This window comes from Ruegeria sp. BH8, from assembly GCF_056538065.1.
Genome location: NZ_JBQFSP010000001.1, coordinates 409,781 through 433,916 on the forward strand (window position 1 = coordinate 409,781; position 24,136 = coordinate 433,916).

Consider the following 24,136-nt stretch of genomic DNA (forward strand, 5'->3'; position numbering starts at 1 on the left):
ACTTGAATGTCATAGCGCAAAGAGGTTCGCCATGCCCAAACTGATCCGCCTTTATATCACGCAAGTTGCCTGGGGCTTTGTCATTTCGGCTGTGTTTGTCGGCGTCCTGTTGGCGCTGAATGTCGCAAACCTGCGCCATCTGATAACCAGTTCGGAAATCGGTCTTATCGCTTTGGTGATGATCTGGTTCATGAACGGCATTGTCTTTGCCGGTGTCCAGTTCGCCTACAAGATCATGAGCATGGCAGAAAAGCCGCAAGGCCCGCGCCGGGGAACACCGGTTTTAGATGATTTGAAACCAGTTGCGATCAAGCAAGAGGCGAGTGTTTCACGCTAATTTTGATGCCAGGCTTTATCACACCAAGCCTCTTATGGGTTCTCTGGCATATCGTGAGATGGTTGCGCCGACATTGACTGTTGCAGCTTCAAAGCAGATGCAGCCGCTGTCACGTTTGTATGCGGTTGATTTCAGCCTATCGCGGATATTCAGAATGGCGTATCTGGGGCCTTGGTCTGAACATATTCCTTCAATATAGCGCTTTGAATAACCTGCTAATAGGAAGGGACTTTGATCATCTTGTCCAAGCGACTAGTTTGACAACATGGCCTCCGTACCACAATTAACCGACTGGATGATTACCGAAGGACGCCGCTCAGGCGACCCCGTGAAAGTAGTTTCTCATTTCTGCTCGTCATTAGTTGACGAAGGCGTTCCACTCTGGCGAGTCAATATTGGTCAGCGGTTCGCCAATCCGTTACTTATTGCATGGGGGATAGTCTGGACCCCTGACCGGACCGACAGCTACGACGTAACTCATGAAACGATGTCGACAGACGGGTATGTTGGCAGCTCATTTGAGTACATTCTGGAGCACAGAAAGCCACTTCATAAAAGTCTGCGACAACTTGATCCAAGGACCGAGCATTCATCGTATCTTGAATTCGCTGAGTCGGGTGGCACAGACTACTATGCCACCCTTTTGTATTATGGTGATGGATCTCTGCACGGCTGTACATTTGTTACACAGGACCCAGACGGTTTTTCACCGCAACATCTGGAATTGATTGAGGAAGCTCTGCCTGCTCTATCGTCCGCCTTGGAACCCGTCACAATGCGCAAGTCAGCCAAGGGGCTGCTACGAACATATCTTGGTGATGGGCCCTCTGATGCGGTTTGGAATGGGCGGATCAAGCGGGGCGAACGAACGACAGTTGATGCAGTTGTCATGTTTTCTGATTTGCGAGGTTTCACGGCTCTTTCGGAAGCCGCTCCCGAGGTGGATGTTTTTGACGCGCTGAGCGGTTACTTTGATCTGGTTGTGCAATCCGTAGAAGAGAACGGCGGCGATGTTCTCAAGTTTATGGGTGACGGTATTCTCTCGATCTTCACCATCGCAACTCAGGTTGACCACGCCGACCGATGCCGAAAGGCTGCGCAAGCCGCACAAAGTGTATTGGCCGGTTTGACGACGCTCAACAGTCGCCGCGTTGAGGCTAATAAGTCGTCTTTGGATGTAGGAATCGGGATCAATGTTGGGCAAGTCAGCTATGGCAATATCGGCAGTCCGGGAAGGCTTGATTTCACGGTTCTCGGGGGCGCAGTGAACGTTGCCAGTCGCATAGAAGGTCTAACCAAGTCTATCGGTCACAGAGTGCTGGTAACATCAGCGATTGCTGGGACCTCACCTGATCTGTTTTTGCCTTGTGGGGTTCACGAAGTTCGTGGCCTTGCTAATCCAATCGAATTGTTTTCTCTCATCGAAGGATAGCCTTGAACCAGTTTGCATGAATATTCTTGGGGCCAGGGAATGGGTGCTATGTTTCAACAGGAAGGCTGGTACACTAAGTCAGCATTGCTTTTGGAAGAATTGGGCTATCAGAGCGGATTAATTTGATCTGCATGGCATCCAGGCGTGTAAAGACCGACGTTGGTGGTGCTCTGAGCCAATTCAGCAATGTGGCGGGACCACCAAACAACCGTGTGGTTTGATTCCCGAGGACCTGTATATACAGGTGGGCGCCAGGTAATCAGGCCAGGACCTGAACAGAGCCAGCCCCCTCGGAATTGCTTAAGGCCACCAGAATGCTACCTGTCACAAGAAGGGCAGAACCCGCCACGCGCTTAAGTAGGGCGTCTGACGGGTTCGCACAAGGGGTCAGGCATCAACAGTTTCGTGCAATGCCGTGCGCATCTTGCCAAAGTGCTCGTCCCAACCCTTGTCCAGCGCCAGGATCAGGCCAAAGGCATCGGCCCCCTGCGGCAGGCCTTCATGCCGCAGGTCAAGGCGCGTCCCGCCTGCGACGGGTTCCAGGGTCCACTTGACGACGCTCACCGCGTCGCCCATCGGTTTTACGGTGAACGTGTATTCCAGATATTTTGGAGGGTTGGCAACGCGAACCTCACCCCAGATCAACAGGTCGCCGCTTGTTGTGCCAAACATCTCCAGCTTTTGACCCGCGGTCAGAGGATGTTTCGGTTTGTGGAACCATTCCGCCAGGCGATCCGGGTCTGTAAGATAAGCCCAAACCGTTTCCGGCTCGGCCCTCAGAAAGATCGATTTCTTCAGAACTGCATCGGTCATTTCGATTTCCTTTCAACAGCTTCCTTGAGAGAGTTGAGGCGATCGTCCCAGAATTGGTCAAAATATCTGAGCCAGTCCAGAACGGGGGCCATGCCTTGTGGTTCAAGTCGGTTAATGCGTTCGCGGCCACGGGTTTCAACGGTGATCAAGCCGCCGTCGGATAGCACGGTCAGATGCTTTTTGACCGCGGCCCGGGTCATGTCGAACCGGTCTGTCAACTGCCCGATGGTCATGTCCTGAGACGAGAGCAATTGTACAATGTCCCTACGTGTGGGATCGGCCAGCGCACGGAACGCGTTTTGAGTTCGGTTATCCATAAGCAACCCCAGAACAGATACCATTTGGTATCATATTAATGCGATACCAAATGGTACCATGTCAAGCGCGATGCAGTACTTTACTTTTGTTCACCAATTGTTCACATTTGGGGTATGTTGTTAGATTTGCAGCCCGGACAGAAACTGGCGCGTGGCGTCGCACGCCACCTTGCCGCGCATGGTTTTGTTTCTGTTGAAGAATTCGTTCCGGCACGTGGTTTGCGTGTCGATGTGATGGGGCTGGGTCCCAAAGGTGAGATTTGGGTGATCGAATGCAAATCCAGCCGTGCCGATTATCAATCGGATGCCAAATGGCAGGGCTATTTGGAATGGTGTGATCGATTCTTCTGGGCCGTGGATACCGAGTTTCCGACCGATCTGTTACCTGATGAAACGGGCTTGATCATTGCTGACGCCTATGATGCCGAGATCGTGCGCATGGCGCCCGAGGACAAGCTTGCCCCGGCGCGGCGCAAGAAGATGATCCAGAAATTTGCAACAGATGCAGCACGCCGTCTGCATGCGCTGCGCGATCCGCGCTTGTAAAAGCTCAGCCTTTGACGGCGAGGGCGGCCTGTATCGCGGCGCGGATCTCATCGGCGATTTCTTCGGCTTCCTCGGGGTCGAAATCCATCGGAATCTCGATGCCGTCGGCTTCGATGAACAAGCGTACCATCCCCTGATCGGTCGGACCGATTTGCAGGTTGGCCTGAATATCGCGTTCGGTATTGATGCCCATCTATGCCTCCGAGACTGAGCATTCGTGCTAGCGCGCACGGGGTTGAGAATCAAGTCACCTTTGCGGTCAGATAAGACATGGAAAATGTGGTTCTCAGAACGTTTCGCCCCGATGATGCCGCGTGGCTGGTTGGACAGCACGGGTTACTCTATGCGCGCGACGAAGGATTTGATGACAGCTTTGCCCCATTGGTTGCGCGCATCCTTGAGGAGTTCATTGCCAACAATGACCCGTCCTTTGAAAAAGGCTGGATTGCTGAACGGGCTGGGCAAAGATTGGGTAGCATCTTCTGCGTGCGTGTTGACCAGACAACCGCCAAACTGCGCCTCTTCCTGCTTGTCCCCGAAGCGCGCGGACTTGGGTTGGGGAAACGGCTGTTACAGACCTGTACAGACTTCGCACGCGAGGCTGGATATCGGGAAATGGTTTTGTGGACCCATGAAAGTCATACGGCTGCCTGCGCGCTTTACAGGGCGTTTGGCTGGGAACTGATCGACAGCAAACCGGTGCATTCCTTTGGCGTCGATCTTGTCGAACAAAGCTGGAGAATTAGGCTTTAATCCTCTTGCATTCCCCCGGCGCGTTCGGTACATCGCCCCTCACAAAGTGCCGCCTTAGCTCAGTTGGTTAGAGCGCTGGATTGTGGATCCAGAGGTCCCCTGTTCAAGCCAGGGAGGCGGTACCATTCCCCCCAAATCGACTGTCCGTGCTCGCATCACCAAGCGTATTACAAGCGTAGTGTAGGCTTGAACGCCGGAATTTGCGGCGCGCCGTCTTTTAGCGCGCCAGGTTCAGTTTGAACCGCATTTTTGCCCGTTTGGCGGTGGGGAGGTGGCGGTTCAGGCGTTTGTTGATCAGGCCAAATCCCCCGACAATCACCAATGTCAGCAAGATGAAATAGAAGGCCAGAATTGGATAGGGGATGAACGGGTTGAACGTTTTGTCCGCGAAATAGCTGGCGTAGTAGAGCGCGTCGCCACGTTGTTGCCAGGCCGGAAAGGCCGAGAAGAAGACCAGCGTGGTGGCATGGAACAGAAAGATCGCCTCGTTCGTATAGGCCGGCCAGGCCAGACGCAGCATGGTGGGCCAGACGATCCGCCGAAACCGCGACCAGCCGGACATGCCATAGGCATCTGCCGCTTCGATATCTCCCTTGGGGATCGAGCGCAGGGCACCGTAAAAAATCTCACCCGAATAAGCGGCAGTGTTCAGGAACAGCACGATCAGCGCCCCCAGCCAGGCCGAGGTGAAAGCGTCGAACATCGGATATGTTTTCTTCAGCGACAGGAAGAAGAAATAAGCAAAGAAGAACTGGATAAAGAGAGGCGAGCCCCGGAACAGAAAGATGAACCATTCGGCAGGTTTGCGCAGCCATTTGTTGGTCGAGGCTTTGCCGACGGCCAGCGCGGTGGCCAGAAAGAACCCGGTCGCCAGCGCCATGACGCCGAAATAGATGTTCCAGATCATGCCCGAGCCGATCAGGGTGAACTGTTCGCACAGGGTGAAATCGGTCTTGGGCAGCAGGCGTTCGCCAAAGCCAAGCGACCGCAGGCCGTAATCCTGAATGGTCTGGATGCAGCTCATGATCGGGCTCCTTGGAAAGGAGATTGCGGGCGCGAAAGAGATTGCTGTGCAATCGCGTGCGGCACCCGGTTGCGGTCTGGAACGCGGATCATCATGCCGTGGTCTCCTTGCGCAGAAGCTCTCCGCCGGAAGTGGCCTGTCCGTGGGACAATCGCCGCATCAGTTTTTCAAGCCCAAGTTCCGAGAAACGGGTCATGCCAAGGTAGAAGATCAGCAGGAACAGGAAATACCACATGCGCCAGTCGCCATGCGGGTATTGCGTGAATTTCGAGGTTTTGGTGCCGCCCAGTTCGCGCGCCCAATACACGATATCTTCGACGCCCAGCAGGAAGAGCAGGGGTGTCGCCTTGATCAGCACCATCCAAAGATTGGACAGGCCGGGCAGCGCGTAAACCCACATCTGAGGCACAAGGATACGCCAGAAGGTCTGGCGGCGATTCATGCCATAAGCTTCGGCCGTTTCCAGTTGCGCATGTGGTACGGCGCGCATTCCGCCGAACAGGACATTGGCCGCAAAAGCACCAAAAACGATAGAGAAGGTGATGACCGCAAGGAAAAACCCATAGGTTTCATGCACCCATTCAGGCGCGGTTCCGAGTGGCAGCTTGGCGGCCTGACAAACGAGGAAGTCATTGCCCTGGCGGATTGGGTCGGTCCAGTCCGGGCACAATATCTTATGCCGCGTCCACTCAAACGCCTGATCCAACGCTATGACGAAGAACAGGAAAAACGCAATGTCGGGCACGCCGCGCACAATCGCGATATACCCTTTGCCCAGCCAGCTGAGCGGGGGGAAATGCGAGCGCGCCGCCATGGCACCTGCAAACCCGAAGCCAAGAGCGACGGGCGCGGTCACAGCCAGCAAGGCCAAAACCTTGATGAAAGACAGGTAGAACGACCAGTGGACGCCATTGGTCAGGTAGCATGAAAACCAGCGGAACGTGCCCAGCGTGTCAGGATCAGCGCAGTACGAGAACATATGGCGTCTTTCCAACGTCTGTTCCGGCTAGGCCGGAAGCGGCCCGGCGCCAAAGCACCGGACCGGGATTGGTCAGGTCTTAGTTGGTGACGACCGAACCGTCAGAACCGTATGTGGCGGTGCCTTCACCGAACCACTTGATCAGCATCTCGTTCAGCGTGCCGTCAGCTTTCATCGAAGTGATGGCTTCGTCGAACTTGCCGCGCAGTTCACCGTCGCTTTCACGCAGGCCCATGCCGACGCCGCCGCCCAGCGGAACCGGATCGCCGATAAAGACCAGCTCACCGCCCGATTCCTCGACCAACGGCACCAGATAGTCGCGGTCGGCCAGAACGGCATCGGCTTCGCCGTTACGGACGGCTGCAATGGTTTCTTCCGGGGTCGCGAATTCAACCAGGGTTGCACCGGATTCGGCAACGTGGCCTGCCTGGATCGTGGCGGTTTGCGCAGCAACGACACCACCGGTTACGTCTGCCGAGTCAGAGGTCGCGACATAGGCCGACGCGGTCGGCGGGTAATAGTCTTGGGTAAAGTCGATGACCTCATCACGTTCGGCAGTGATCGACATACCGGCGATGATGGTGTCGTAGTTGCCCGAGACCAGGTTCGGAATGATCGAATCCCAGTCGTTCTTGACCCATTCACACTCCAGGTTAGCGCGTTTGCACAGCTCGTCGCCGACTTCACGCTCGAACCCGTCGATTTCACCTGCATCGTTGATGAAGTTGTACGGAGGGTAGGCGCCCTCGGTGCCCATGCGGACCGTGTCGGCCATCGCGATACCAGCAGTCAGCGCCAGGGCTGCAGTGGACAGAATCAGGTTTTTCATTGGTTACTCCCCAGTTTTGGTTCTGTTCTTGAAGTTAAGCCGCTTGAGTAGCGGAGAGAAAGCCCCGAAGCCGTTCGGATTCGGGTGACGTAAAGATATCTTCGGGCAAACCTTCTTCCTCGATCAGGCCCTGATGAAGAAATACCACGTGGCTCGAGATATCTGCCGCCATTTTCATGTCATGGGTCACGATGATCATGGTGCGCCCTTCTGCGGCCAGATCCTTGATCACCTTGATCACTTCCTGTTCCAGTTCGGGATCCAGCGCCGAGGTCGGTTCGTCGAACAACAGCGCCTGCGGTTCCATGCACAGCCCCCGCGCGATCGCGGCACGCTGTTGCTGACCGCCGGACAATTGCGCCGGATATGCGTCGCATTTGTCGCCAATCCCAACTTTCTCAAGGTATTTGCGCGCGCTGTCTTCCACTTCGGCCTTGTCGCGGCCCAGAACGGTCACGGGGGCTTCCATCACATTTTGCAGGATGGTCATATGCGCCCACAGATTGAACTGCTGAAACACCATCGACAGGTTGGTGCGGATGCGCAGAACCTGCTTGGGGTCCGCGGGGCGACGCCCATGGCTATCGCCCGACCATTTGACAGGCTCGCCTTTGAACAGGATTTCACCCTGCTGGCTGTCTTCCAGCAGATTGCAGCAGCGCAGCAAAGTTGATTTTCCTGACCCCGATGACCCGATCAGCGAGACCACGTCGCCGCCATGTGCTGTGATATCCACCCCCTTCAACACTTCCAGATTGCCGAAGCTTTTGTGAAGGTTTTTGATTTCGATGACGGGAGCGATTTCTGTCACGGGCAGTCCAGTAGTTTGTGGTGTTGGTGCGGTAATAGGGCCGAAAAATTTGCTCAATGCAATGCGCAATTCGCAAATTCAGGGTCGGAAACAGCCAAAATGACCAAATGCACCGGACAATTTGGTCATCAGATTATCCGCTGTGCGCATGGCGGTGGCGGGGTCGGTACGGACAGGTACTCCTCCGCCGGGATGTCGATCAGCCCCTGAATATGCAGCGTTTTGCGGTCGTGTTCGGCAAGGCCGACTATTGCGGTTCGAACTGCGTCTGCGACCAGATCCGCGTTTTGGTCGGGTCCAGTAATATAGGGCAGGGTTGGTGTAGGAGAGGTTTTTGCCAATTCGCGCAGGCTTTTGCCCAGATCGGTATGTTCCTGCAACATCATCCAGGTCAATGCATCCAGCGCGGCGAAATCTGCCTTCCCGTCCGAGACCGCCTGCGCTGACAGCGCGTGACCGCCTGTTTCCAACAACGACGCAGGATTCAGGTTCTCCCGGGATAGATGCGTGATCGGTGCTGCCCAGCCGGATTGAGACAGCGCTTCGTTATACGCGAAGATACCGTTAGTCATGCCCGCTAGCGTGCGGTTGTCGTCGCGCCGCGCCACAAAGACCGAGCAATAATGCCCGGCAGGACAACCGGGCAAGCCGTAATCCGGGGTGCCCACCAGTTGAACCCGACCATGCAAGCGTGTGCGATAGGGCATTCCACAGGTCTGCGCCAGCACCAGTTCGGGATCAAGCCAGACCTGCCAAACATCGGCGTCTCGGGTCAGCTGTTCCGGCCCGTATCCCAAATGCGCACGAATCAACCCCCAGAACCGATCATTGGCGGCCTGAACCTCGGGCATGTCATACATGCCAAGCATGGCTATCAAGATTTAGCGGCCTTTTGCCGGGCCAAAGCCGAATCCACGTCGCTGACCCCCAGCAGGCTGACAACCAGACGCAGCAGCGAGTCCTCCTCACCTGTACGGTGGCCATCAGCCAGGGCCACCGACCACAGCGCCTGAACCACCGCCAGCCGGTTTTCATAAGCGACAGCTTCTTTGATGGCACGGGTAAAACGGACCGTGTCGGGGGCCTCGGCCTCAAGATCTTCGGCACGGGCGCGCAAAGCCGCGCTTTCGAACGGGGACAAACCGTATCGTTCAGCCGAGATGCGGTCGATGCGCGCCATCTCAGAATCAGAATAATCGTTGTCAGATCGTGCCAGACGCACCAGCAGGGCCGTCAGGGCCAGGCGGGCATCATCTTCGACAAGCGGGTCGGGCTTGGGCTGTGTGAGCCTGGAAAGAAAGTCGCTGAACATGGGTAAGATATAGCGGGCGCTTAACTCACATCCAAGCGGCTTTGGACGCGCTCGCGCGCTGCCTGACTGTCATTATAGCTCAGGCCCATGGCAATGCGGGCTTCTTCGACGATCTTTATCTCGCCCTCGTCCGAACTGCCATCTGCCAGAACGATTTCCCACAACGCGTCAAGGGCTGCCAGCCGCTCTTTTAGGTCCGTGGTTTCCCGGATCAGTTTGCCGAACGTATCAGTTTCCGGTGCCGCAGCATGGAGCTTTTCGCAGGTGGCCCGAACCTTGGCCGCCTCAATCGCGTTATGCTGGTAAAGACGAGCCAGTATCTTGTCGATCAGACTGATCTCTTCCAGCTTATAATCGCGATCTGCCTGCGCGACGCGCACCATCAGAGCACCCAGAGCAAGTTCTGCATCCGGGTCCGGCAATTGTTCATGATGAGGCGGTCTGAGCGCCTTAAAGAACCTTTTCAACATAACAAACACCTAGACGACAGGTCGTGATCGGCCAAGCACGAAATGCCGGTCTTGCTATAGTATTGCGTGTGTCCCGCGCTGAACCAGAGCTGCGCGGCACCGGGTACACACCGGCCAACAATCAATCATTGCCCAATATCCATGAGTTTCAATTTGTCCTTAAGAAACAAAGGCCTGCGTTTACCAGGTCAGCGCCTCTTTGGTTGCGTTCTGCAACCAGGCCAGCATCTGGCGATAGGGGACCGGGCCGTAGCTGATCCGCGCGACCCCGAGCTTTGCCAGAGTGGCCGTATCCGGCGTGCCGGGCAGAGCGATGATATTGACCGGCAACGTGGTGGATTCGCAAAGCCGGGCGATCAGGGCTTCGTTCTTTAGCCCGGGGGCAAAGAATCCGCTGGCGCCTGCGTCAGCATAGGCATTGGCACGGGCAATGGCCTCATCCAGCATCGTGTCGTCATGGGTGTCCGCTGCGGCCTTCAGGAAGATATCTGTGCGCGCATTGACATAGCCGGGAATGCTTGCGCGCGCGCAAGCGTCGCACATCGCTTCAACGCGTTTGGCCTGAGTGGCGATATCGTAGAGACCGTCACCACCGATGATCTGGTCTTCAAAGTTGAACCCGACAACACCGCAGTCAAGTGCGCGCCGAACGTTTTGCGCGATCCCTTGCGGGTCTTCGGCATAAGCCCCCTCGAAATCCAGTGTTACCGGCAAATCAATCGCCGCAACGATGCGGCGTACATTGTCCAACGCGGCCTCAAGTGGAATGTTCTGCCCGTCGCCATAGCCCTGCGCCATGGCAACAGGGGCACTGCCGGTCGCGATGGCCTGGGCACCAGCGTCCCGAACGGCGCCAGCGCTGCCAGCGTCCCAGATATTGAACAGAATGACAGGATCGCCCTTCTTGTGAAGGCTGGTAAAGGTCACGGCTTTCTGGGACTGGCTGGTCATCGGAACTCTCCTGTTGTCACGTATCCTACAGCTAACGCTGAGAAAATGACCCGGCCAGAGTTTTTGCACCCAGCCAGGTCAATTTAAGGTGACGGCACAGGCACAGATTGCGTCAGCTTCGCAAAGCACCTGTGACATCCACCGGTTTGAAACCAAGGTCTCAGGCGTCGCCCGCAGCGCCAGAGACGAATTTCGCGCTAAACGCAGATTCGCCCAGACGTTGCAGAAGGCTCAGCTGTGTCTCCAGCCAGGCTTTATGACCTTCTTCTTCCATCAGGATGCGTTCGAACAGTGTACGCGAACCAACATCACCAACTTCGGCCGCCTGTTGCGCTGCATTGGTGTAGAAGTCGACGGCCTCACTCTCGTCTTTGAGATCAGAGGCGAACATCTCTTCCAGCGTGCCCGCTGCGGCCGGGCTTTTCTGAAACGCAAGCTCGGGGGTTCCACCCAGAAACAGGATACGTTCGATAAAGGCGTCAGAATGCACCAGTTCTTCCTGCATCTCGCCCCGCATTTTCTCGGCCAGAATATCAAGGCCCCAGTCGTCCAGTACGTGCGCGTGCAACTGGTATTGGTGCGCGGCAGTAAGCTCCATATGAAGCGCTTGCTGAAGGTTGGTGATCGTTGTTGCGTTGCTCATCGGAAATCTCCTGAAACCGTGAAATGCAAAAGCAGAAAACCTGCCTCTCCACACAGTTAAGAGGTCAGCCCCCACGAAACAACGTGGGGTGACAGTCCGACACAGTCAGAGATTAGACCAGCCGCGAAGTGTCTTTCGCGGCCCGCACAAATTCGCGAAACAGCGGATGCGGGTCAAACGGCTTGGACTTCAGTTCCGGGTGGTACTGAACGCCGATGAACCACGGATGATCCGCCCATTCCACGATTTCAGGCAGACGTCCGTCCGGCGACATGCCCGAAAACTTCAGGCCCGCTTTTTCAAGCTTGTCGCGATACTTGATGTCCACCTCATAGCGGTGGCGGTGTCGTTCCTCGATCTGCGTGCCGCCATAAACCTCGGCCACTTTGGATCCATCCGCCAATACTGCGTTGTAAGCCCCAAGGCGCATTGTGCCGCCTTTGTCGTCGCCGACCTTGCGCTCGACCTTGTGGTTGCCCTGTACCCACTCCTTGAGGTGATAGACCACCGGTTCAAACCGTTTCTTCCCGGCCTCATGGTCGAATTCCTCGGACCCGGCTTCGGTAATACCCGCAGCGTTCCGCGCAGCCTCGATCACCGCCATCTGCATGCCGAGACAAATGCCCAGATAGGGAACCTTGTGCTCGCGCGCATATTGCGCCGCCTTGATCTTGCCTTCGGTGCCACGCTCGCCAAACCCACCGGGGACGAGGATGGCGTGGAAGCCTTCCAGATACGGGGCCGCGTCTTCGGTATCGAAAACCTCGGCATCCACCCACTCGATCTTGACCTTCACGCGGTTGGCCATACCGCCATGGGTCAGCGCCTCGGCAATCGACTTATAGGCGTCCTCAAGCTGCGTATATTTGCCGACAATGGCCACTTTCACTTCGCCTTCGGCGTTGTGGATGCGGTCGCTCACATCTTCCCATTTGGCCAGATCGGGCTTGGGGGCGGGGCTGATCTGGAAGGCATCAAGAACGGCCTGATCCAGCCCCTCGCGGTGATAGGCCAGCGGGGCGTCGTAGATGGTCGACAGGTCCTGCGCTGCGATCACGCTGTCCGGACGCACGTTGCAGAACAGGGCCAGTTTTTCCCGTTCCTTGGTCGGGATCGGCCCTTCGGACCGGCAGACCAGAATATCGGGGGCCAGACCGATCGAACGCAGTTCTTTCACCGAGTGCTGGGTCGGCTTGGTTTTCAACTCACCCGACGCTTTGATGTAGGGCAGCAACGTCAGATGCATAAAGATACACTGGCCGCGCGGTTTGTCCTGACTGAACTGACGGATGGCTTCAAAGAAGGGCAGGCCTTCGATATCGCCCACAGTGCCGCCAATCTCACACAGCATGAAATCAACCTCATCCTCGCCGATGGCGATGAAATCCTTGATCTCATTTGTGACGTGCGGGATCACCTGAATGGTCTTGCCAAGGTAATCGCCACGGCGTTCTTTCTCGAGCACGTTCGAATAGATCCGCCCGGAACTGACCGAGTCGGTCTTGCGCGCGGCGACTCCGGTGAACCGTTCGTAGTGGCCAAGGTCCAGATCGGTCTCGGCACCATCATCGGTGACAAACACTTCGCCATGCTCAAAGGGCGACATCGTACCGGGATCGACGTTCAGATAGGGGTCCAGCTTGCGCAGACGCACCGAATAACCGCGGGCTTGCAACAAAGCGCCCAAAGCTGCCGAAGCCAGCCCTTTGCCCAAGGACGAAACCACACCACCGGTGATGAAAATAAAACGTGCCATAGTTTTTCGGCTGCTCCCGTGAGACGTCAAAATCAGCTGCCCGGCGGTTCCGAAAAACCGCTGCATCACGGGACTTCACGTATAAAGGATTCGCGCCAAAAGCGCAAGAGAACCGCAAGATGCTGTTGCAGTCCTCTCTCAGGTTTCTAGGTTTTGTGGATCAATCCGCCTGCGGGATCAGCGGCGCGTTGTCGTCCTGTGCCGGCGGCAGAAGATCATCAACCGACGGAATAGCCGGAGCGCTTTCCTCGGTCGAAGCCGGTGCCGGAACGCCCAGACGGTCGATTACCGAGCTGCCCGAAGATTTCTGAGCCGCAAGAATGGTCAGTGTGATCGAGGTGACGATGAAACACGCTGCAAGTATCCAGGTCAGCTTGCCCAAAGCCGTCGCTGCCGCGCGACCGGTCATCGCACCACCGCCACCGCCCATGCCAAGGCCACCGCCTTCAGACCGCTGCATCAGGACAACGGCGATCAGGCCCAGAGCCAGAAGAAGATGGATGATGAGAACGACGTTTTCCATGGTGGTCCTGTACAGCGTGGCGTGTATCGCGTGGTACTTATGCAAGTTTGCCAGCGGGGGCAAGTCAGGAGTTGGCATCAACTTCCTTGATGTATCCCATCACGTCAAAGGGACTGGACAGTGCGTTGAGTTGTGACGCAGGCTGCGGCCATGCCACATGACGATCACGACCACCCGCATGCCCTGTTGCCACCCGAACCCGCATTGCGCGTCAAAGCGCTTGAGACGATTCTGACTCGCAAAGGGCTGATCGATCCGGCGGCTCTGGACGAGATCATCGACACCTATCAGAACAGGATCGGGCCGCAAAACGGTGCGCGCGTAGTTGCCAAAGCCTGGAGCGACCCTGCCTTCAAAGCTGCCCTGCTTGAAGACGCCACTCCGGTCGTAGCCGACCTTGGCTACTATGGCCGCCAGGGCGAACATATGGTGGTGGTTGAGAACACACCGGATCGGCACAACATGGTCGTCTGCACCCTGTGCAGCTGTTACCCTTGGCCACTGCTGGGTATCCCGCCCGGATGGTACAAGTCCGACGCCTACCGAGCCCGCGCGGTGCGAGAACCGCGTAAGGTGCTGGCCGAGTTCGGCGTCACCTTGTCCCAAGACACCTCTGTACGGGTTTGGGATTCGACGGCCGAAATTCGCTACCTTGTCTTGCCCATGCGCCCTGTAGGCACAGAGGGGATGAACGAAGAGGGGCTTGCCGCGCTTGTGACGCGCGACAGCATGATTGGCACGGGCCTTCCAAGGGTGCCCGCATGACCCGCGTTCACGATATGGGAGGACGTTTCGGTGACGGTCCGATAAACCCCGAGACAGAGGATGCGCCGGTCTTTGCCGAAGACTGGCACGCCCGCGCTCTTGCGGTGACACTTGCATCCGGTTTTCTGGGGCAGTGGAACATCGACGTTTCGCGCCACGCGCGAGAACGCCTGTCCCCGAAGGATTACGCCCGGTTTTCCTATTATGAGAAATGGATATCCGGTCTGGCCGATCTGCTGGTCGAAAAGGGTGTTCTGACATTGGATGATCTGCGTGGCGTGAGCGGCGACAACCCGCATCCCTTGGCGGACAGAGCACTCAAGGCGGAAGCGGTGTCCGCTGCGCTGGCCAAAGGCGGGCCTGCGGACAGGCCTTCCAATGTCGCGGCGCTGTATTCTGTGGGGCAAGAGGTTGTCACGGTCCAACCGGCGGCAAATCGCCTCGTGGATGGAGGTCACACGCGCCTGCCTGTCTATGCATCCGGTGCCAGGGGCCGAATCCTGCGCCTGCACGGAACCCATGTTCTGCCCGATTCCAATGCGCATGGGTTGGGTGAGGCGCCAGAGCCGATTTATGCAGTGGCTTTTGCGGCATCAGAACTCTGGGCCGCCCCCGAACATCCCGCTGACCAGGTGGTTCTGGACCTCTGGCAAAGCTACCTGCAACCGGCATGAACGACTGTATCACATACGGAGCCCCCGAGCCGGTTTTTGCTGAGCCCTGGCACGCTCAGGTCTTTGCCGTCACAGTCGCGCTGAACGAGGCCGGGCGGTTCGAATGGGCGGATTGGGCGGCGCGTTTTTCAGCGACATTGAAACGCAACGGGCTTGCCCGGGAACTGGATGGCGGTGACGATTACTTCCACGCATGGCTGGAAACGCTTGAAGCATTGCTGGCCGAACAGGGCGCTGCCATGCCGAAGGATGTGCTTGATCTGCGTAAGGCCTGGGAAGAGGCTTACCTGACCACTCCGCACGGACAACCTGTCCACTTGCGATGACAGGGTAGGGGGGCTCTGCCCCCGCCGCCCGTTCCGGGCGCCTCCCCCGGGATATTTAAAGCCAGGTGAAGTAGGGGATCCGCTCTTCATCTGGCTACAAATATCCCCGCCGGAGGCATCGCGCGCCTGCGCGATTTTCCTCTGCGGCGAAATATCGGTTTCCCTGCCGTTTTTGCCCCGCTATATGAGCCGGGTTTGATCACTCAGCACGAAAAGGACCGGATATGGCCAACGTGGTTGTTGTCGGCGCCCAATGGGGCGACGAAGGAAAAGGCAAGATTGTCGACTGGCTCAGCGAAAGGGCGGACGTAATCGCGCGTTTTCAGGGCGGTCACAATGCCGGTCATACGCTAGTGATCGACGGTGAGGTCTATAAGCTGCACGCGCTTCCTTCGGGTGTAGTACGCGGCGGCAAGCTGAGCGTTATCGGCAATGGTGTGGTTCTGGACCCCTGGCATCTGGTCAATGAGATCGCAACCATCCGCGCGCAGGGTGTTGAAATCACTCCCGACACGCTGATGATTGCCGAAAATACGCCGTTGATTCTGCCGATTCACGGCGAGTTGGATCGTGCGCGCGAGGAAGCTGCGAGCAAAGGCACCAAGATCGGAACAACCGGTCGTGGAATTGGCCCGGCCTATGAAGACAAGGTTGGGCGGCGTTCCGTTCGCGTTGCCGATCTGGCGGACGAAGCCACGCTGGAGGCCCGCGTGGACCGCGCATTGCAACATCACGATCCGTTGCGCAAGGGTCTGGGTATCGAACCGGTTGACCGCGACGCGCTGGTTGCTCAGCTCAAAGAGATCGCGCAACAAATTCTGCCGTTTGCGGCACCTGTCTGGAAAGTGCTGAACGAAAAGCGCAAGGCCGGGAAACGCATCCTGTTTGAAGGGGCGCAGGGCGCTCTGCTGGATATCGATTTTGGCACTTATCCCTTTGTGACGTCGTCGAACGTGATTGCGGGGCAGGCGGCAACCGGCGTTGGAATCGGTCCGGGTTCGATCAATTTCGTGCTTGGCATTGTTAAGGCCTATACCACCCGCGTTGGAGAAGGGCCGTTCCCGACCGAGTTGGAAGACGCAGACGGTCAGCGTCTGGGTGAACGCGGGCACGAATTCGGCACGACAACAGGCCGCAAGCGCCGCTGCGGCTGGTTCGACGCCTGTCTGGTGCGCCAGACCTGCGCCACCAGCGGCGTGAACGGCATTTCGCTGACAAAGCTGGATGTTCTGGACGGGTTTGAGACCCTTAAGATCTGCACCGGGTATGAGCTGGATGGCGAGCGTTTGGATTACCTTCCAACCGCAGCTGATCAGCAAGCCCGCTGTACCCCGATTTATGAAGAAATGCCGGGGTGGAGCGAATCGACCGAAGGCGCGCGCAGCTGGGCCGATTTACCTGCAAATGCGATCAAATATGTACGTCGGGTCGAAGAACTGATCGAATGCCCGGTGGCACTTTTGTCCACCAGCCCGGAGCGGGATGACACCATTCTGGTGACAGACCCCTTTGCCGACTGATGAGCGAAAAACAGAAGACAGGGTTGAGTTACAAGGCACGCCGGCGCTGGTCGCTGGTGATCCTTGTGCTTGGCCTTCCGCTGTACATCATCGCTGTTGTGACGATCGTGAACTTGCTGGGGCGTCCTCCGATCTGGATTGAGTTGCTGGTCTATATCGTGCTGGGCATCCTTTGGGCCCTGCCGTTCAAGTTTGTGTTTCGCGGCGTCGGTAAAGAAGACCCCGATCAGTCCTAGCGCTCGTCAGGTACGTGTAAATGACCGGGCCTGCTGAGCACTGCGCAGGATTACGCGCGGTCCTCGGAGGTATTTTGTCGGCTGTCTGGTATCAGTCGAAACGCTCGGGCTTTGTCATTCAGGGCAGGAGTATGGTCCAACGGCAAAAAGCAAAAAGGCCGGGGGTAAACCCGGCCTCGCTTGTGAACCTTCCAGTGTGATTAGCCAACGGCACGCTCGTCATCGGGGCGAAAACCGATCAGGTTGGACGCCGCGAAACGCCCGCCTCCGGCTTTCTCGATCTTGCCATCGCGCAGCAACTGTCCAAAAGAACGCAGGCTTTCTTCGCGATTGAACTCGTCCTGTTTCAGTGAACGCACCTTGTTCATCAGCTGCGGGCGCGAAAACTGCTCCTGACCTTCGATGAAGGACAGATATGCGGCAGCCGCTTCCAGAAGATCAGGCAGCGATTGCGCACCCTGTTCCTGTGCAAACTGTGCGAAACCGCCTTCCTCCGATCCGGTTGCTTCCTGGTCTGCGGTGACACGACGTGGCGAGACCGGGCTTGCGGATGTTCCGTGTTCATCCACCCGCTGCTCGGCCACCAGCTTGAGCGGCGCTGGAGCTTCCGGTGCCGGACGCATGCTGGTTACCTTGATTTCGGGTCGCCGTGGGCTGACCACGGATGCCAGATCGCCGCGATATTCCCGGTCGGCCGCCTCTTCCGAGCGTGCCTGACCGTCGCGGTCGGCTTCGGTGGCTGCGACGGCGGTGCGCAAGTGCGAATAGGTTTCGCGCGCATCGCTGCTGCTGGGGTCATCCATATGCTCGCCGGTCTTTGCCATCAGGCGCGACATATCCTGATCGGGATCCGCATCGTCCGCCAGTTTTTGGCTCGAACGACCGGACAGGTGCTGTTCGATCTCGGAAATTTCGGTCAGCAGGTGCATTTCGTCGTCTGCCGTCAAAACACCCTGCGCCAGGTCTTCCTCGACCGGTTCATCGTCGGATTCAATTGCTACGTCTTCTACGTTGAGGATGTTGGGGGCATCCTCTTCGTCGAAATCGTCTTCGGCAACGTCTGCAAGATCAGCGAACAGAGGCTCGGCGGCGGTCTGATCCGCCACCGGTGTGTCTTCGATCTCGTCGATTTGCAAGGGCTGGGGGGTCAGGGGCGCCTGCAAGTCAACGGTTTCTTCGATCTGAGTTTCAGCAACTTCGGGGATCAGCGCATCAGCTGTCTCAGCCGCTTGTGGTTCCGCGGCCTCCTCGTCAAGCGCCTCGTCAACCGCAGGTGCCGCAGGCACTTCGGTTTCCTGGGCTTCAGGCTCTGTGGGCTCGGCAAAGTCTTCCGCGCTGAGCGCACCGGCCTCAAACGCGGCGGCCACTGCATCTACCGGGGGGGCGGTATTGGCCAACAGCGGTGAGTCTTCGTCTTCGGAATACTCGGCCGCGGGCACATCGGAATGAGAGACGACTGCGCGAATGCGTTGCAGTTTCGCCGCGATGCTGTCAGCGGCCGGGGGTGGGGTGTCCGCGACAGGTTCCGCTTCGGCGAACCCGGTCTGCGCAGGGGCCGGTTGTGGCTGAACGTGAGCGGGAGTTTCGGCAACATTGATCGTGGCCGTGTGCGGGGCCGGCTCTTCAGCAGCGACAGGGGTTTCGGTTGTCTGAGTGGCGCGCAGCAACAGGCCGGATTCGTTCTGACGGGCTTCGACGCGCTGCGACGCATCGCGCCGGGCGATGCGGGTCAGCATTTCGGCATCAGGTTGCGGGGGTTCCGAGCCGAAGTAACGATCATCCGCTGCGAGATCGCGGAAATATTCGGCGATGGCTTTCATCGTTTCAAAGGAATCATCGAATCCTTCCAAAGTGCAGGAGAAGGTTCCATATGAAACGGTTAGTACCTTGTTATTCTGTACCATCAGACGCACGTCCTTTACAAACTACGAGAGCCCACTTACCCGGAATCGGGAGCACACGAAGGCTCTGAACTTTATGCATGAACCTATCATTTTGTGGTCTTAATGTGTCCAAATCCGGGAAAAATGGCCAATCTTAGGGAAATCGAGCCAATTGTACGCTCTGCCGATCCAATTGGGCTGTTCGGAGGGGGATTTATCGGATCTGGAGACCTGAATCTGGTGCTGAATCGCGTCAATTCGGTCGTTGCCGCCGATGGCGGAGCGGACGTTTTGACAGAATCAGGCCGGATTCCCGATGCGGTGATTGGTGACTTCGATTCGCTGAGCAAAGCGACGCAAGCGAAAATTCCCGCGGATCGCCTGTTTGCCATCCGCGAACAGGACAGCACCGATTTCGACAAGGCTCTTCGCAATCTGCACGCTCCGCTGGTTCTTGGGGCCGGGTTTCTTGGCGGGCGACTTGATCATCAACTGGCCGTTCTGAACGTTCTGGTCCGGCGGCAGGATCAGGCCTGCATATTACTGGGCGAACGTGAACTGGTTTTTCACGCGCCGCCAGAGATCAAGCTGCCGGTTGCACCCGGCGATGTGGTCTCGCTGTTTCCGATGCAGCCCGTGACGGGGCGCAGTACCGGGCTGGAATGGCCGATTGACGATCTGGCCTTTCGACCGGACGGGCAGGTGGGGACATCCAACCGCGCATTGGCGCCTGTCGAGCTGAAGATGGACGGGCCGGGCCTGTTGGTGATGATCCCGCGCGCAGCGCTTGATCCGCTTATGCAGGTGTTTCTGTCGGGGCAGACCGGGCGCTGGCCCGCTCGCGCAGAATGACGTACAGGCCTGCGGCAATGGTGATGACGATGCCAGCCGCAGCCAATCCATCGGGCAGGTCGTTGAAAATCACCCATCCGATCAGGGTTGCAACCGGGATTTCCAGGTATTGCATCGGGGCCAGAGTGGCAGACGGCGCATAGCGCAGCGACCACGTCATCAACAGATGCGCGACCGTACCCAACACCCCGATCGCAATCAGCAGCCAGTTCAGATCGCTGGATGGCAGGGTCATCGAGAGCTCCTGAATGTTCATTTGCGTGCCAATCAGAAGGAGCGGTGCCAGAAGGATCGTCGCAAATACGCCGGACACGGCTTGCAACGACACCGGATCGGTCTCTTTCGCGACTTGCCGGGTGACCAGCATGAACAAGGCAAAAACCACGGCAACGATCAGTGGCAGCAACGCAGGTGCACCCACCTCGGCAAAGCTGGGTTGAATGACCAGCAATGTGCCGATGAACCCAACGACGCAGGCGGCAAGACGGCGGGAACCGACCTCTTCCTCCAGAACATATCTGCCCAGCAGCAGCATGATGAATGGCATGACAAAGGCAATTGCAACGGCATCCGCCAAGGGCAGGAATTGCAGCGCGCTGAACATGGCCGAAATGCCGATGATATGCAGCAGCGTCCGTAGCAGGGTCAGCCGCAGGATGCGGCCGCGCATCCGCCAGGGTCGCCCCGTCACCGCAACCAGGGGGATCAGGATCACCGCTTGCACCGCGAAACGCACCATGACCAGCAGACCCAGCGGTGTGGTTTCACCCAACAGCTTCGCCATCGCATCCCCCAAGGGTGCGAGCACGCAAAAACCAAGCATCAAAAAGATGCCAAAGACGGGTCTGTCCTGGGTCATGAGCGCGACGCTATCTGTTTCGCGACGCAGAGGGAAGCGCTGTTGTCAGCGGTCGGGCAGGGGATGAACCTTGGTGTAATCCGGCCCGATGCAGGTGGGCAAACCATCCTCCAATTTCAGCCATTTCAGCTTTTCTTCATGCGCGACATGCAACGTAGGTTCCAGTGTGTCAGGAGAGTCCAGTGTCGCGACATAAAGGTGCATCACATCCGACATGGCGGTTGAACGGAAGGACATTGGCGTGCCGCAGTGCGGGCAGAAGCTGCGCTCGACACCGGGAGAGGAGTTGAAATGCTTGGGCTCTTCACCGGTCCACCGCCAATGGCCATCCCGAACTCCGAAATACGTTGTCATCGGCGCTGCGCATTGGCGACGGCAACTGTCGCAATGGCAGGTGACGCATGACAGTACCGGAGGGTCGACCTCGAACCGGATCTTGCCGCACAGACAATGTCCACGCATGTCGCCCCTCGCTTTCTGTTTCAGCAATTCGGTACGTTCACAGCCAGACCACCCAGCGACGTTTCCTTGTATTTCTCATGCATGTCATGGCCGGTCTGGCGCATCGTCTCGATCACTGCGTCCAGCGGCACGAAATGCTGACCATCCCCGCGCAAGGCCAGCGAGGCGGCTGAGACCGCTTTGATGGCCCCCAGCCCGTTACGTTCGATACAAGGAACCTGAACCAAACCGGCAACAGGGTCGCAGGTCATGCCCAGATGATGCTCCAGCGCGATCTCAGCGGCATTTTCCACTTGCTCGGGGGTTCCCCCCATCACGGCGCAAAGCCCGGCTGCCGCCATGGCAGCCGCGCTGCCAACTTCGGCCTGACATCCCGCTTCGGCACCCGAGATCGAGGCGTTGTATTTCACCAACCCGCCAATGGCCGCTGCGGTCAGCAGGAAATCTTCGATATGGCTTTCGGACGCGCCCGGTACGTGATCCAGGTAATAGCGCAGAACAGCGGGCAGAACACCTGCGGCCCCGTTGGTGGGCGCGGTGACAACCTGCCCGCCCGCCGCGTTTTCCTCGTTGACCGCCATGGCATAGACGCTCATCCAGTCGTTGATCGTGTGCGGCGCGGTCAGGTTCATGCCGCGTTCGGCCATCAACGCATCATAGATGCCTTTCGCGCGGCGGCGCACTTTCAAACCGCCCGGAAGGATGCCGTCGGTGGTCAAGCCGCGTTCGATACAGGCATTCATGACGTCCCACAGGCGAGCCGAGCCTTTGGCAAAACTGTCAGCGCAGCCCCGCGCGATCTCGTTCGCGCGCTTCATCCCGGCTATGGTCTTGCCACTGGATTTGGCCATCTCAAGCATTTCTGCGGCGGATTTGAACGGGAACGGGACCGGGTCGCCTTCATCGGTGTCTTTCCCTTCGGCCAGTTCTTCCTCGGTCAGGACAAAGCCGCCGCCGATCGAATAAAACACCTGCCGCAGGATGACATCGCCCTGTGCGTCGGTAGCCATCAGGATCATCCCGTTGGCGTGCCCGGGCAAATTGTTGTCGTAGTCAAAAATCAGATCCGCCTTGGGATCGAAATGAAGCGTCGGCAGGCCTTCGGGCGTTACGGTGTGCGTGCGTGCGATATCGGCCAGCGCGGCCTCGGCCTTTTCGTTGTCATAGGTGTCGGGAACAAAGCCCGCCAGACCCAGAATGGTCGCCCGATCGGTCGCGTGGCCGACGCCGGTGAAGGCCAGCGAGCCGTGCAGTGAACCTTTCAGACCCGTAAATTCAAAGGGGGACGCGCGCATCATGTCCAGAAAGCGCGCAGCAGCCACCATCGGGCCCATTGTGTGAGATGAAGACGGGCCAATGCCCACTTTGAACATATCGAAGACAGATAGGAACATATCAGATAGCCGAGCCTTCCGGGGGATTAGCGTAAGTAGGGGATGTGAAGGGTGTAACGCCCAAACCTTCCGCAGCGATTGCCGAACGGGTGGCGGGGCATGTCTCAAGGTGCAGAAGCACTTTCTGCAGATGCGGCGTGTCGGCCAGTTGATACCAGCTGCGGTCAGTACTTACAGGGTACAGGGCCATCCAGCGCATCATGCAGGCGACATAATAGGTCAGAACCGATGGGACACCTGCGCGAAACCACTCAGGCCCGCGTTGCGCCAGCGCATCCAGCAACCGCAGGTGCTGCAGCAACCGGGGTCGGATGCCCGCGCGCAGCGTGTCGGCCTGTGAGGCGTCTATGTATTTTTCAGCGTAGAACAGGATGCGCAGATCCGCATGCAACGTGTTGGACGCGAAGAACAGCCATTTCAGAAATCCGGCGCGTTCAGGATCATCCACCGCCGGGGCCAGTTGACCATGGCGCTCTGTCAGCCAAAGCAGGATCGCCGCAGTTTCAAAGATCGGGCCCTGCGGCGTTTCCAGAACCGGGATCAGCCCGTTGGGATTAAGCGACCGATACGCGTCGCTGTCCTGCTCGTTCTGGCGGCGGTCCACCAGCACGGTTTCATAAGCCACGCCCATCTCGTCCAGCGCCAGCCGGATCACCAGCGAGGCGTTGTCAGGGGCATAATGCAGGCGGTACGGGGTCAACATGCGCGCAACTTACAGCGCAAAGATGTGGGTGTAAGACATGATTGCGACTTTTCCGACAGGAAACGCGTAGTCCTGAGACATCTTAACACCTGTCGGATCGCAAAATGGGGTCGCAGTCGTCTGACGCATTCCCTATAACTCCGTCAGAATAAACTGGGAAAGCTGCCATGACCAGAGATCTGTCGCCAATCGACACCGCGAAATATGTTGCCGCGTACCGTGCCGCCGACATGGTTGAAGACGGGATGCGCGTGGGCCTTGGCACAGGATCGACAGCCGCCTGGCTGGTGCGCCGTCTGGGTGAACGGGTGCGCGAAGACGGACTGCGGATCAAGGGTGTTCCAACCTCGACCCGCACGGCGCAGCTTGCCCGCGAGGTTGGTATCGACGTCATTTCACTGGATCAGGCCGGTTGGCTGGACATGACCATCGACGGCGCGGATGAGTTCGATCAGGACCTGAACCTGATCAAGGGCGGTGGCGGTGCGCATCTGCAGGAAAAGATTGTGGCCACGGCCAGCGACCAGATGATCGTCATCGCCGATGCAGGCAAAGAAGTTGAAACTCTGGGGGCCTTTCCGCTGCCTGTCGAGGTCATTCCCTTTGGCTGGCAGACAACACGCACATTGATCGAGGAAGCTCTGGATACGATGGATGTGCTTGGGACATCCTCGGCGCTGCGCTTGAATGGCGAGGCCCCGTTTGTGACCGATGAGGGCAACCACATCCTTGACCTGCACCTCAAGCGCATCGGCAACCCGCGCCAGATGGCGCTGATCCTGAACCAGGTGCCCGGTGTTGTGGAAAATGGCCTGTTCATCGACATCTGCGACAAGGTCGTGATCGGCCATGGCGATGGCCGGGTCGAGCTGCGTGATATCAACGCGGGTACGGTCGCAATGGATCAGCTGCTCAGCAGATCGCGCGATAACCTGTTTTCCGATTTTTCGGACTGAGTATCGTGCA

30 protein-coding genes and 1 tRNA gene are annotated in these 24,136 nt (G+C 57.8%); 12 read left to right on the plus strand and 19 right to left on the minus strand.

The features are described 5' to 3' along the window. Positions 1–31: 31 nt before the first annotated feature. Both ACR0AD_RS02010 and ACR0AD_RS02015 read left to right on the plus strand, forming a co-directional pair. Entirely contained in the window at positions 32–337 is a 306-nt protein-coding gene (locus tag ACR0AD_RS02010) for a hypothetical protein (protein ID WP_480481563.1), read from the plus strand. Positions 338–665: 328 nt separating this feature from the next. Next, the gene (locus ACR0AD_RS02015) at positions 666–1,769 is read left to right on the plus strand and encodes an adenylate/guanylate cyclase domain-containing protein (RefSeq protein ID WP_480486057.1); all 1,104 of its coding nucleotides are present in this window, start codon (positions 666–668) and stop codon (positions 1,767–1,769) included. 387 nt (positions 1,770–2,156) lie between these two features. Here ACR0AD_RS02015 and ACR0AD_RS02020 read toward each other — a convergent pair whose 3' ends face one another. Both ACR0AD_RS02020 and ACR0AD_RS02025 read right to left on the minus strand, forming a co-directional pair. Beyond that, the gene (locus ACR0AD_RS02020) at positions 2,157–2,582 is read right to left on the minus strand and encodes an SRPBCC family protein (protein WP_267365293.1); all 426 of its coding nucleotides are present in this window, start codon (positions 2,580–2,582) and stop codon (positions 2,157–2,159) included. Beyond that, on the minus strand, positions 2,579–2,899 hold the full coding sequence (locus ACR0AD_RS02025; RefSeq protein WP_480476940.1) for an ArsR/SmtB family transcription factor: 321 nt from the start codon (positions 2,897–2,899) through the stop codon (positions 2,579–2,581). The genes ACR0AD_RS02020 and ACR0AD_RS02025 overlap by 4 nt, the downstream gene beginning before the upstream one ends. Before the next feature lie 114 nt (positions 2,900–3,013). Between ACR0AD_RS02025 and ACR0AD_RS02030 the strand changes: the two genes are divergently transcribed. Then, positions 3,014–3,445 (plus strand): MmcB family DNA repair protein, encoded by a 432-nt coding sequence (locus ACR0AD_RS02030; protein ID WP_209504302.1) that lies wholly within the window; start codon positions 3,014–3,016, stop codon positions 3,443–3,445. A gap of 4 nt (positions 3,446–3,449) precedes the next feature. Here ACR0AD_RS02030 and ACR0AD_RS02035 read toward each other — a convergent pair whose 3' ends face one another. After that, on the minus strand, positions 3,450–3,638 hold the full coding sequence (locus ACR0AD_RS02035; RefSeq protein WP_117869403.1) for a DUF6324 family protein: 189 nt from the start codon (positions 3,636–3,638) through the stop codon (positions 3,450–3,452). A gap of 77 nt (positions 3,639–3,715) precedes the next feature. On the opposite strand from ACR0AD_RS02035, the gene ACR0AD_RS02040 reads away from it, so the two are divergent. Then, positions 3,716–4,198: a GNAT family N-acetyltransferase gene (locus ACR0AD_RS02040; protein ID WP_480486055.1), complete on the plus strand. Its 483-nt coding sequence runs from the start codon at positions 3,716–3,718 to the stop codon at positions 4,196–4,198. A gap of 48 nt (positions 4,199–4,246) precedes the next feature. Next, positions 4,247–4,323, plus strand: a tRNA-His gene (locus ACR0AD_RS02045). Positions 4,324–4,415: 92 nt separating this feature from the next. On the opposite strand, the gene ACR0AD_RS02050 is transcribed toward ACR0AD_RS02045, so the two are convergent. From ACR0AD_RS02050 to secG, 11 genes are all read right to left on the minus strand, one after another. Next, entirely contained in the window at positions 4,416–5,222 is an 807-nt protein-coding gene (locus ACR0AD_RS02050) for an ABC transporter permease (protein ID WP_209595834.1), read from the minus strand. 91 nt (positions 5,223–5,313) lie between these two features. After that, positions 5,314–6,201 (minus strand): ABC transporter permease, encoded by an 888-nt coding sequence (locus tag ACR0AD_RS02055; protein WP_480476942.1) that lies wholly within the window; start codon positions 6,199–6,201, stop codon positions 5,314–5,316. Positions 6,202–6,280: 79 nt separating this feature from the next. Further along, on the minus strand, positions 6,281–7,030 hold the full coding sequence (locus ACR0AD_RS02060) for a transporter substrate-binding domain-containing protein (protein WP_480481555.1): 750 nt from the start codon (positions 7,028–7,030) through the stop codon (positions 6,281–6,283). 34 nt (positions 7,031–7,064) lie between these two features. Beyond that, positions 7,065–7,841: an ABC transporter ATP-binding protein gene (locus tag ACR0AD_RS02065; RefSeq protein ID WP_267365283.1), complete on the minus strand. Its 777-nt coding sequence runs from the start codon at positions 7,839–7,841 to the stop codon at positions 7,065–7,067. 128 nt (positions 7,842–7,969) lie between these two features. Beyond that, positions 7,970–8,719: a phosphate/phosphite/phosphonate ABC transporter substrate-binding protein gene (locus ACR0AD_RS02070; protein ID WP_480486053.1), complete on the minus strand. Its 750-nt coding sequence runs from the start codon at positions 8,717–8,719 to the stop codon at positions 7,970–7,972. Continuing rightward, the gene (locus ACR0AD_RS02075) at positions 8,716–9,153 is read right to left on the minus strand and encodes a tellurite resistance TerB family protein (RefSeq protein WP_209504296.1); all 438 of its coding nucleotides are present in this window, start codon (positions 9,151–9,153) and stop codon (positions 8,716–8,718) included. The genes ACR0AD_RS02070 and ACR0AD_RS02075 overlap by 4 nt, the downstream gene beginning before the upstream one ends. A 20-nt stretch (positions 9,154–9,173) precedes the next feature. Further along, positions 9,174–9,623, minus strand: a complete 450-nt coding sequence (locus tag ACR0AD_RS02080; RefSeq protein WP_209504295.1) for a tellurite resistance TerB family protein — start codon at positions 9,621–9,623, stop codon at positions 9,174–9,176. Positions 9,624–9,803: 180 nt separating this feature from the next. After that, positions 9,804–10,574, minus strand: coding sequence for an isocitrate lyase/PEP mutase family protein (locus ACR0AD_RS02085; protein WP_480481550.1), 771 nt, complete (start codon positions 10,572–10,574; stop codon positions 9,804–9,806). Positions 10,575–10,734: 160 nt separating this feature from the next. Further along, a complete protein-coding gene (locus tag ACR0AD_RS02090; protein WP_267365948.1) occupies positions 10,735–11,217 on the minus strand; it encodes a bacterioferritin in 483 nt (160 codons plus the stop codon). Positions 11,218–11,329: 112 nt separating this feature from the next. Then, complete coding sequence (locus ACR0AD_RS02095) at positions 11,330–12,973, minus strand: CTP synthase (protein WP_209595839.1); 1,644 nt, start codon at positions 12,971–12,973, stop codon at positions 11,330–11,332. A 160-nt stretch (positions 12,974–13,133) separates the two neighbouring features. Next, a complete protein-coding gene (secG, locus tag ACR0AD_RS02100; protein ID WP_209504291.1) occupies positions 13,134–13,496 on the minus strand; it encodes a preprotein translocase subunit SecG in 363 nt (120 codons plus the stop codon). Between the two features lie 150 nt (positions 13,497–13,646). On the opposite strand from secG, the gene nthA reads away from it, so the two are divergent. From nthA to ACR0AD_RS02125, 5 genes are all read left to right on the plus strand, one after another. Beyond that, entirely contained in the window at positions 13,647–14,261 is a 615-nt protein-coding gene (gene nthA, locus ACR0AD_RS02105; protein ID WP_480486051.1) for a nitrile hydratase subunit alpha, read from the plus strand. Beyond that, a complete protein-coding gene (nthB, locus tag ACR0AD_RS02110) occupies positions 14,258–14,935 on the plus strand; it encodes a nitrile hydratase subunit beta (RefSeq protein ID WP_480486049.1) in 678 nt (225 codons plus the stop codon). Before nthA ends, nthB begins: the two co-directional genes overlap by 4 nt. Further along, positions 14,932–15,261 (plus strand): nitrile hydratase accessory protein, encoded by a 330-nt coding sequence (locus tag ACR0AD_RS02115; RefSeq protein ID WP_480486048.1) that lies wholly within the window; start codon positions 14,932–14,934, stop codon positions 15,259–15,261. The genes nthB and ACR0AD_RS02115 overlap by 4 nt, the downstream gene beginning before the upstream one ends. A 224-nt stretch (positions 15,262–15,485) precedes the next feature. Next, positions 15,486–16,781 carry an adenylosuccinate synthase gene (locus tag ACR0AD_RS02120; RefSeq protein WP_480486046.1) on the plus strand — a complete coding sequence of 432 codons (1,296 nt, stop codon included), beginning with the start codon at positions 15,486–15,488 and terminating at the stop codon, positions 16,779–16,781. After that, a complete protein-coding gene (locus ACR0AD_RS02125; RefSeq protein ID WP_480481534.1) occupies positions 16,781–17,017 on the plus strand; it encodes a DUF2842 domain-containing protein in 237 nt (78 codons plus the stop codon). The genes ACR0AD_RS02120 and ACR0AD_RS02125 overlap by 1 nt, the downstream gene beginning before the upstream one ends. 200 nt (positions 17,018–17,217) lie before the next feature. Here ACR0AD_RS02125 and ACR0AD_RS02130 read toward each other — a convergent pair whose 3' ends face one another. Then, complete coding sequence (locus tag ACR0AD_RS02130) at positions 17,218–18,921, minus strand: hypothetical protein (RefSeq protein WP_480486045.1); 1,704 nt, start codon at positions 18,919–18,921, stop codon at positions 17,218–17,220. Between the two features lie 123 nt (positions 18,922–19,044). On the opposite strand from ACR0AD_RS02130, the gene ACR0AD_RS02135 reads away from it, so the two are divergent. Then, complete coding sequence (locus ACR0AD_RS02135; RefSeq protein ID WP_480486043.1) at positions 19,045–19,752, plus strand: thiamine diphosphokinase; 708 nt, start codon at positions 19,045–19,047, stop codon at positions 19,750–19,752. Here the strand turns inward: ACR0AD_RS02135 and ACR0AD_RS02140 are convergent. The 4 genes from ACR0AD_RS02140 to ACR0AD_RS02155 are packed head-to-tail and all read right to left on the minus strand — an operon-like array spanning position 19,697 to position 23,170. Continuing rightward, complete coding sequence (locus tag ACR0AD_RS02140; protein WP_480481528.1) at positions 19,697–20,611, minus strand: DMT family transporter; 915 nt, start codon at positions 20,609–20,611, stop codon at positions 19,697–19,699. The two genes, ACR0AD_RS02135 and ACR0AD_RS02140, sit on opposite strands and share 56 nt — an antisense overlap. 45 nt (positions 20,612–20,656) lie before the next feature. After that, positions 20,657–21,073: a GFA family protein gene (locus ACR0AD_RS02145; RefSeq protein ID WP_480481526.1), complete on the minus strand. Its 417-nt coding sequence runs from the start codon at positions 21,071–21,073 to the stop codon at positions 20,657–20,659. Positions 21,074–21,093: 20 nt separating this feature from the next. Beyond that, the gene (locus ACR0AD_RS02150; RefSeq protein WP_480481524.1) at positions 21,094–22,467 is read right to left on the minus strand and encodes an L-serine ammonia-lyase; all 1,374 of its coding nucleotides are present in this window, start codon (positions 22,465–22,467) and stop codon (positions 21,094–21,096) included. Position 22,468: 1 nt separating this feature from the next. Next, positions 22,469–23,170, minus strand: coding sequence for a glutathione S-transferase family protein (locus tag ACR0AD_RS02155; protein WP_480486041.1), 702 nt, complete (start codon positions 23,168–23,170; stop codon positions 22,469–22,471). 167 nt (positions 23,171–23,337) lie between these two features. Here ACR0AD_RS02155 and rpiA point away from each other — a divergent pair, with 167 nt between their 5' ends. Continuing rightward, on the plus strand, positions 23,338–24,126 hold the full coding sequence (rpiA, locus tag ACR0AD_RS02160) for a ribose-5-phosphate isomerase RpiA (RefSeq protein ID WP_480486039.1): 789 nt from the start codon (positions 23,338–23,340) through the stop codon (positions 24,124–24,126). The last annotated feature ends 10 nt before the right edge of the window (positions 24,127–24,136 follow it).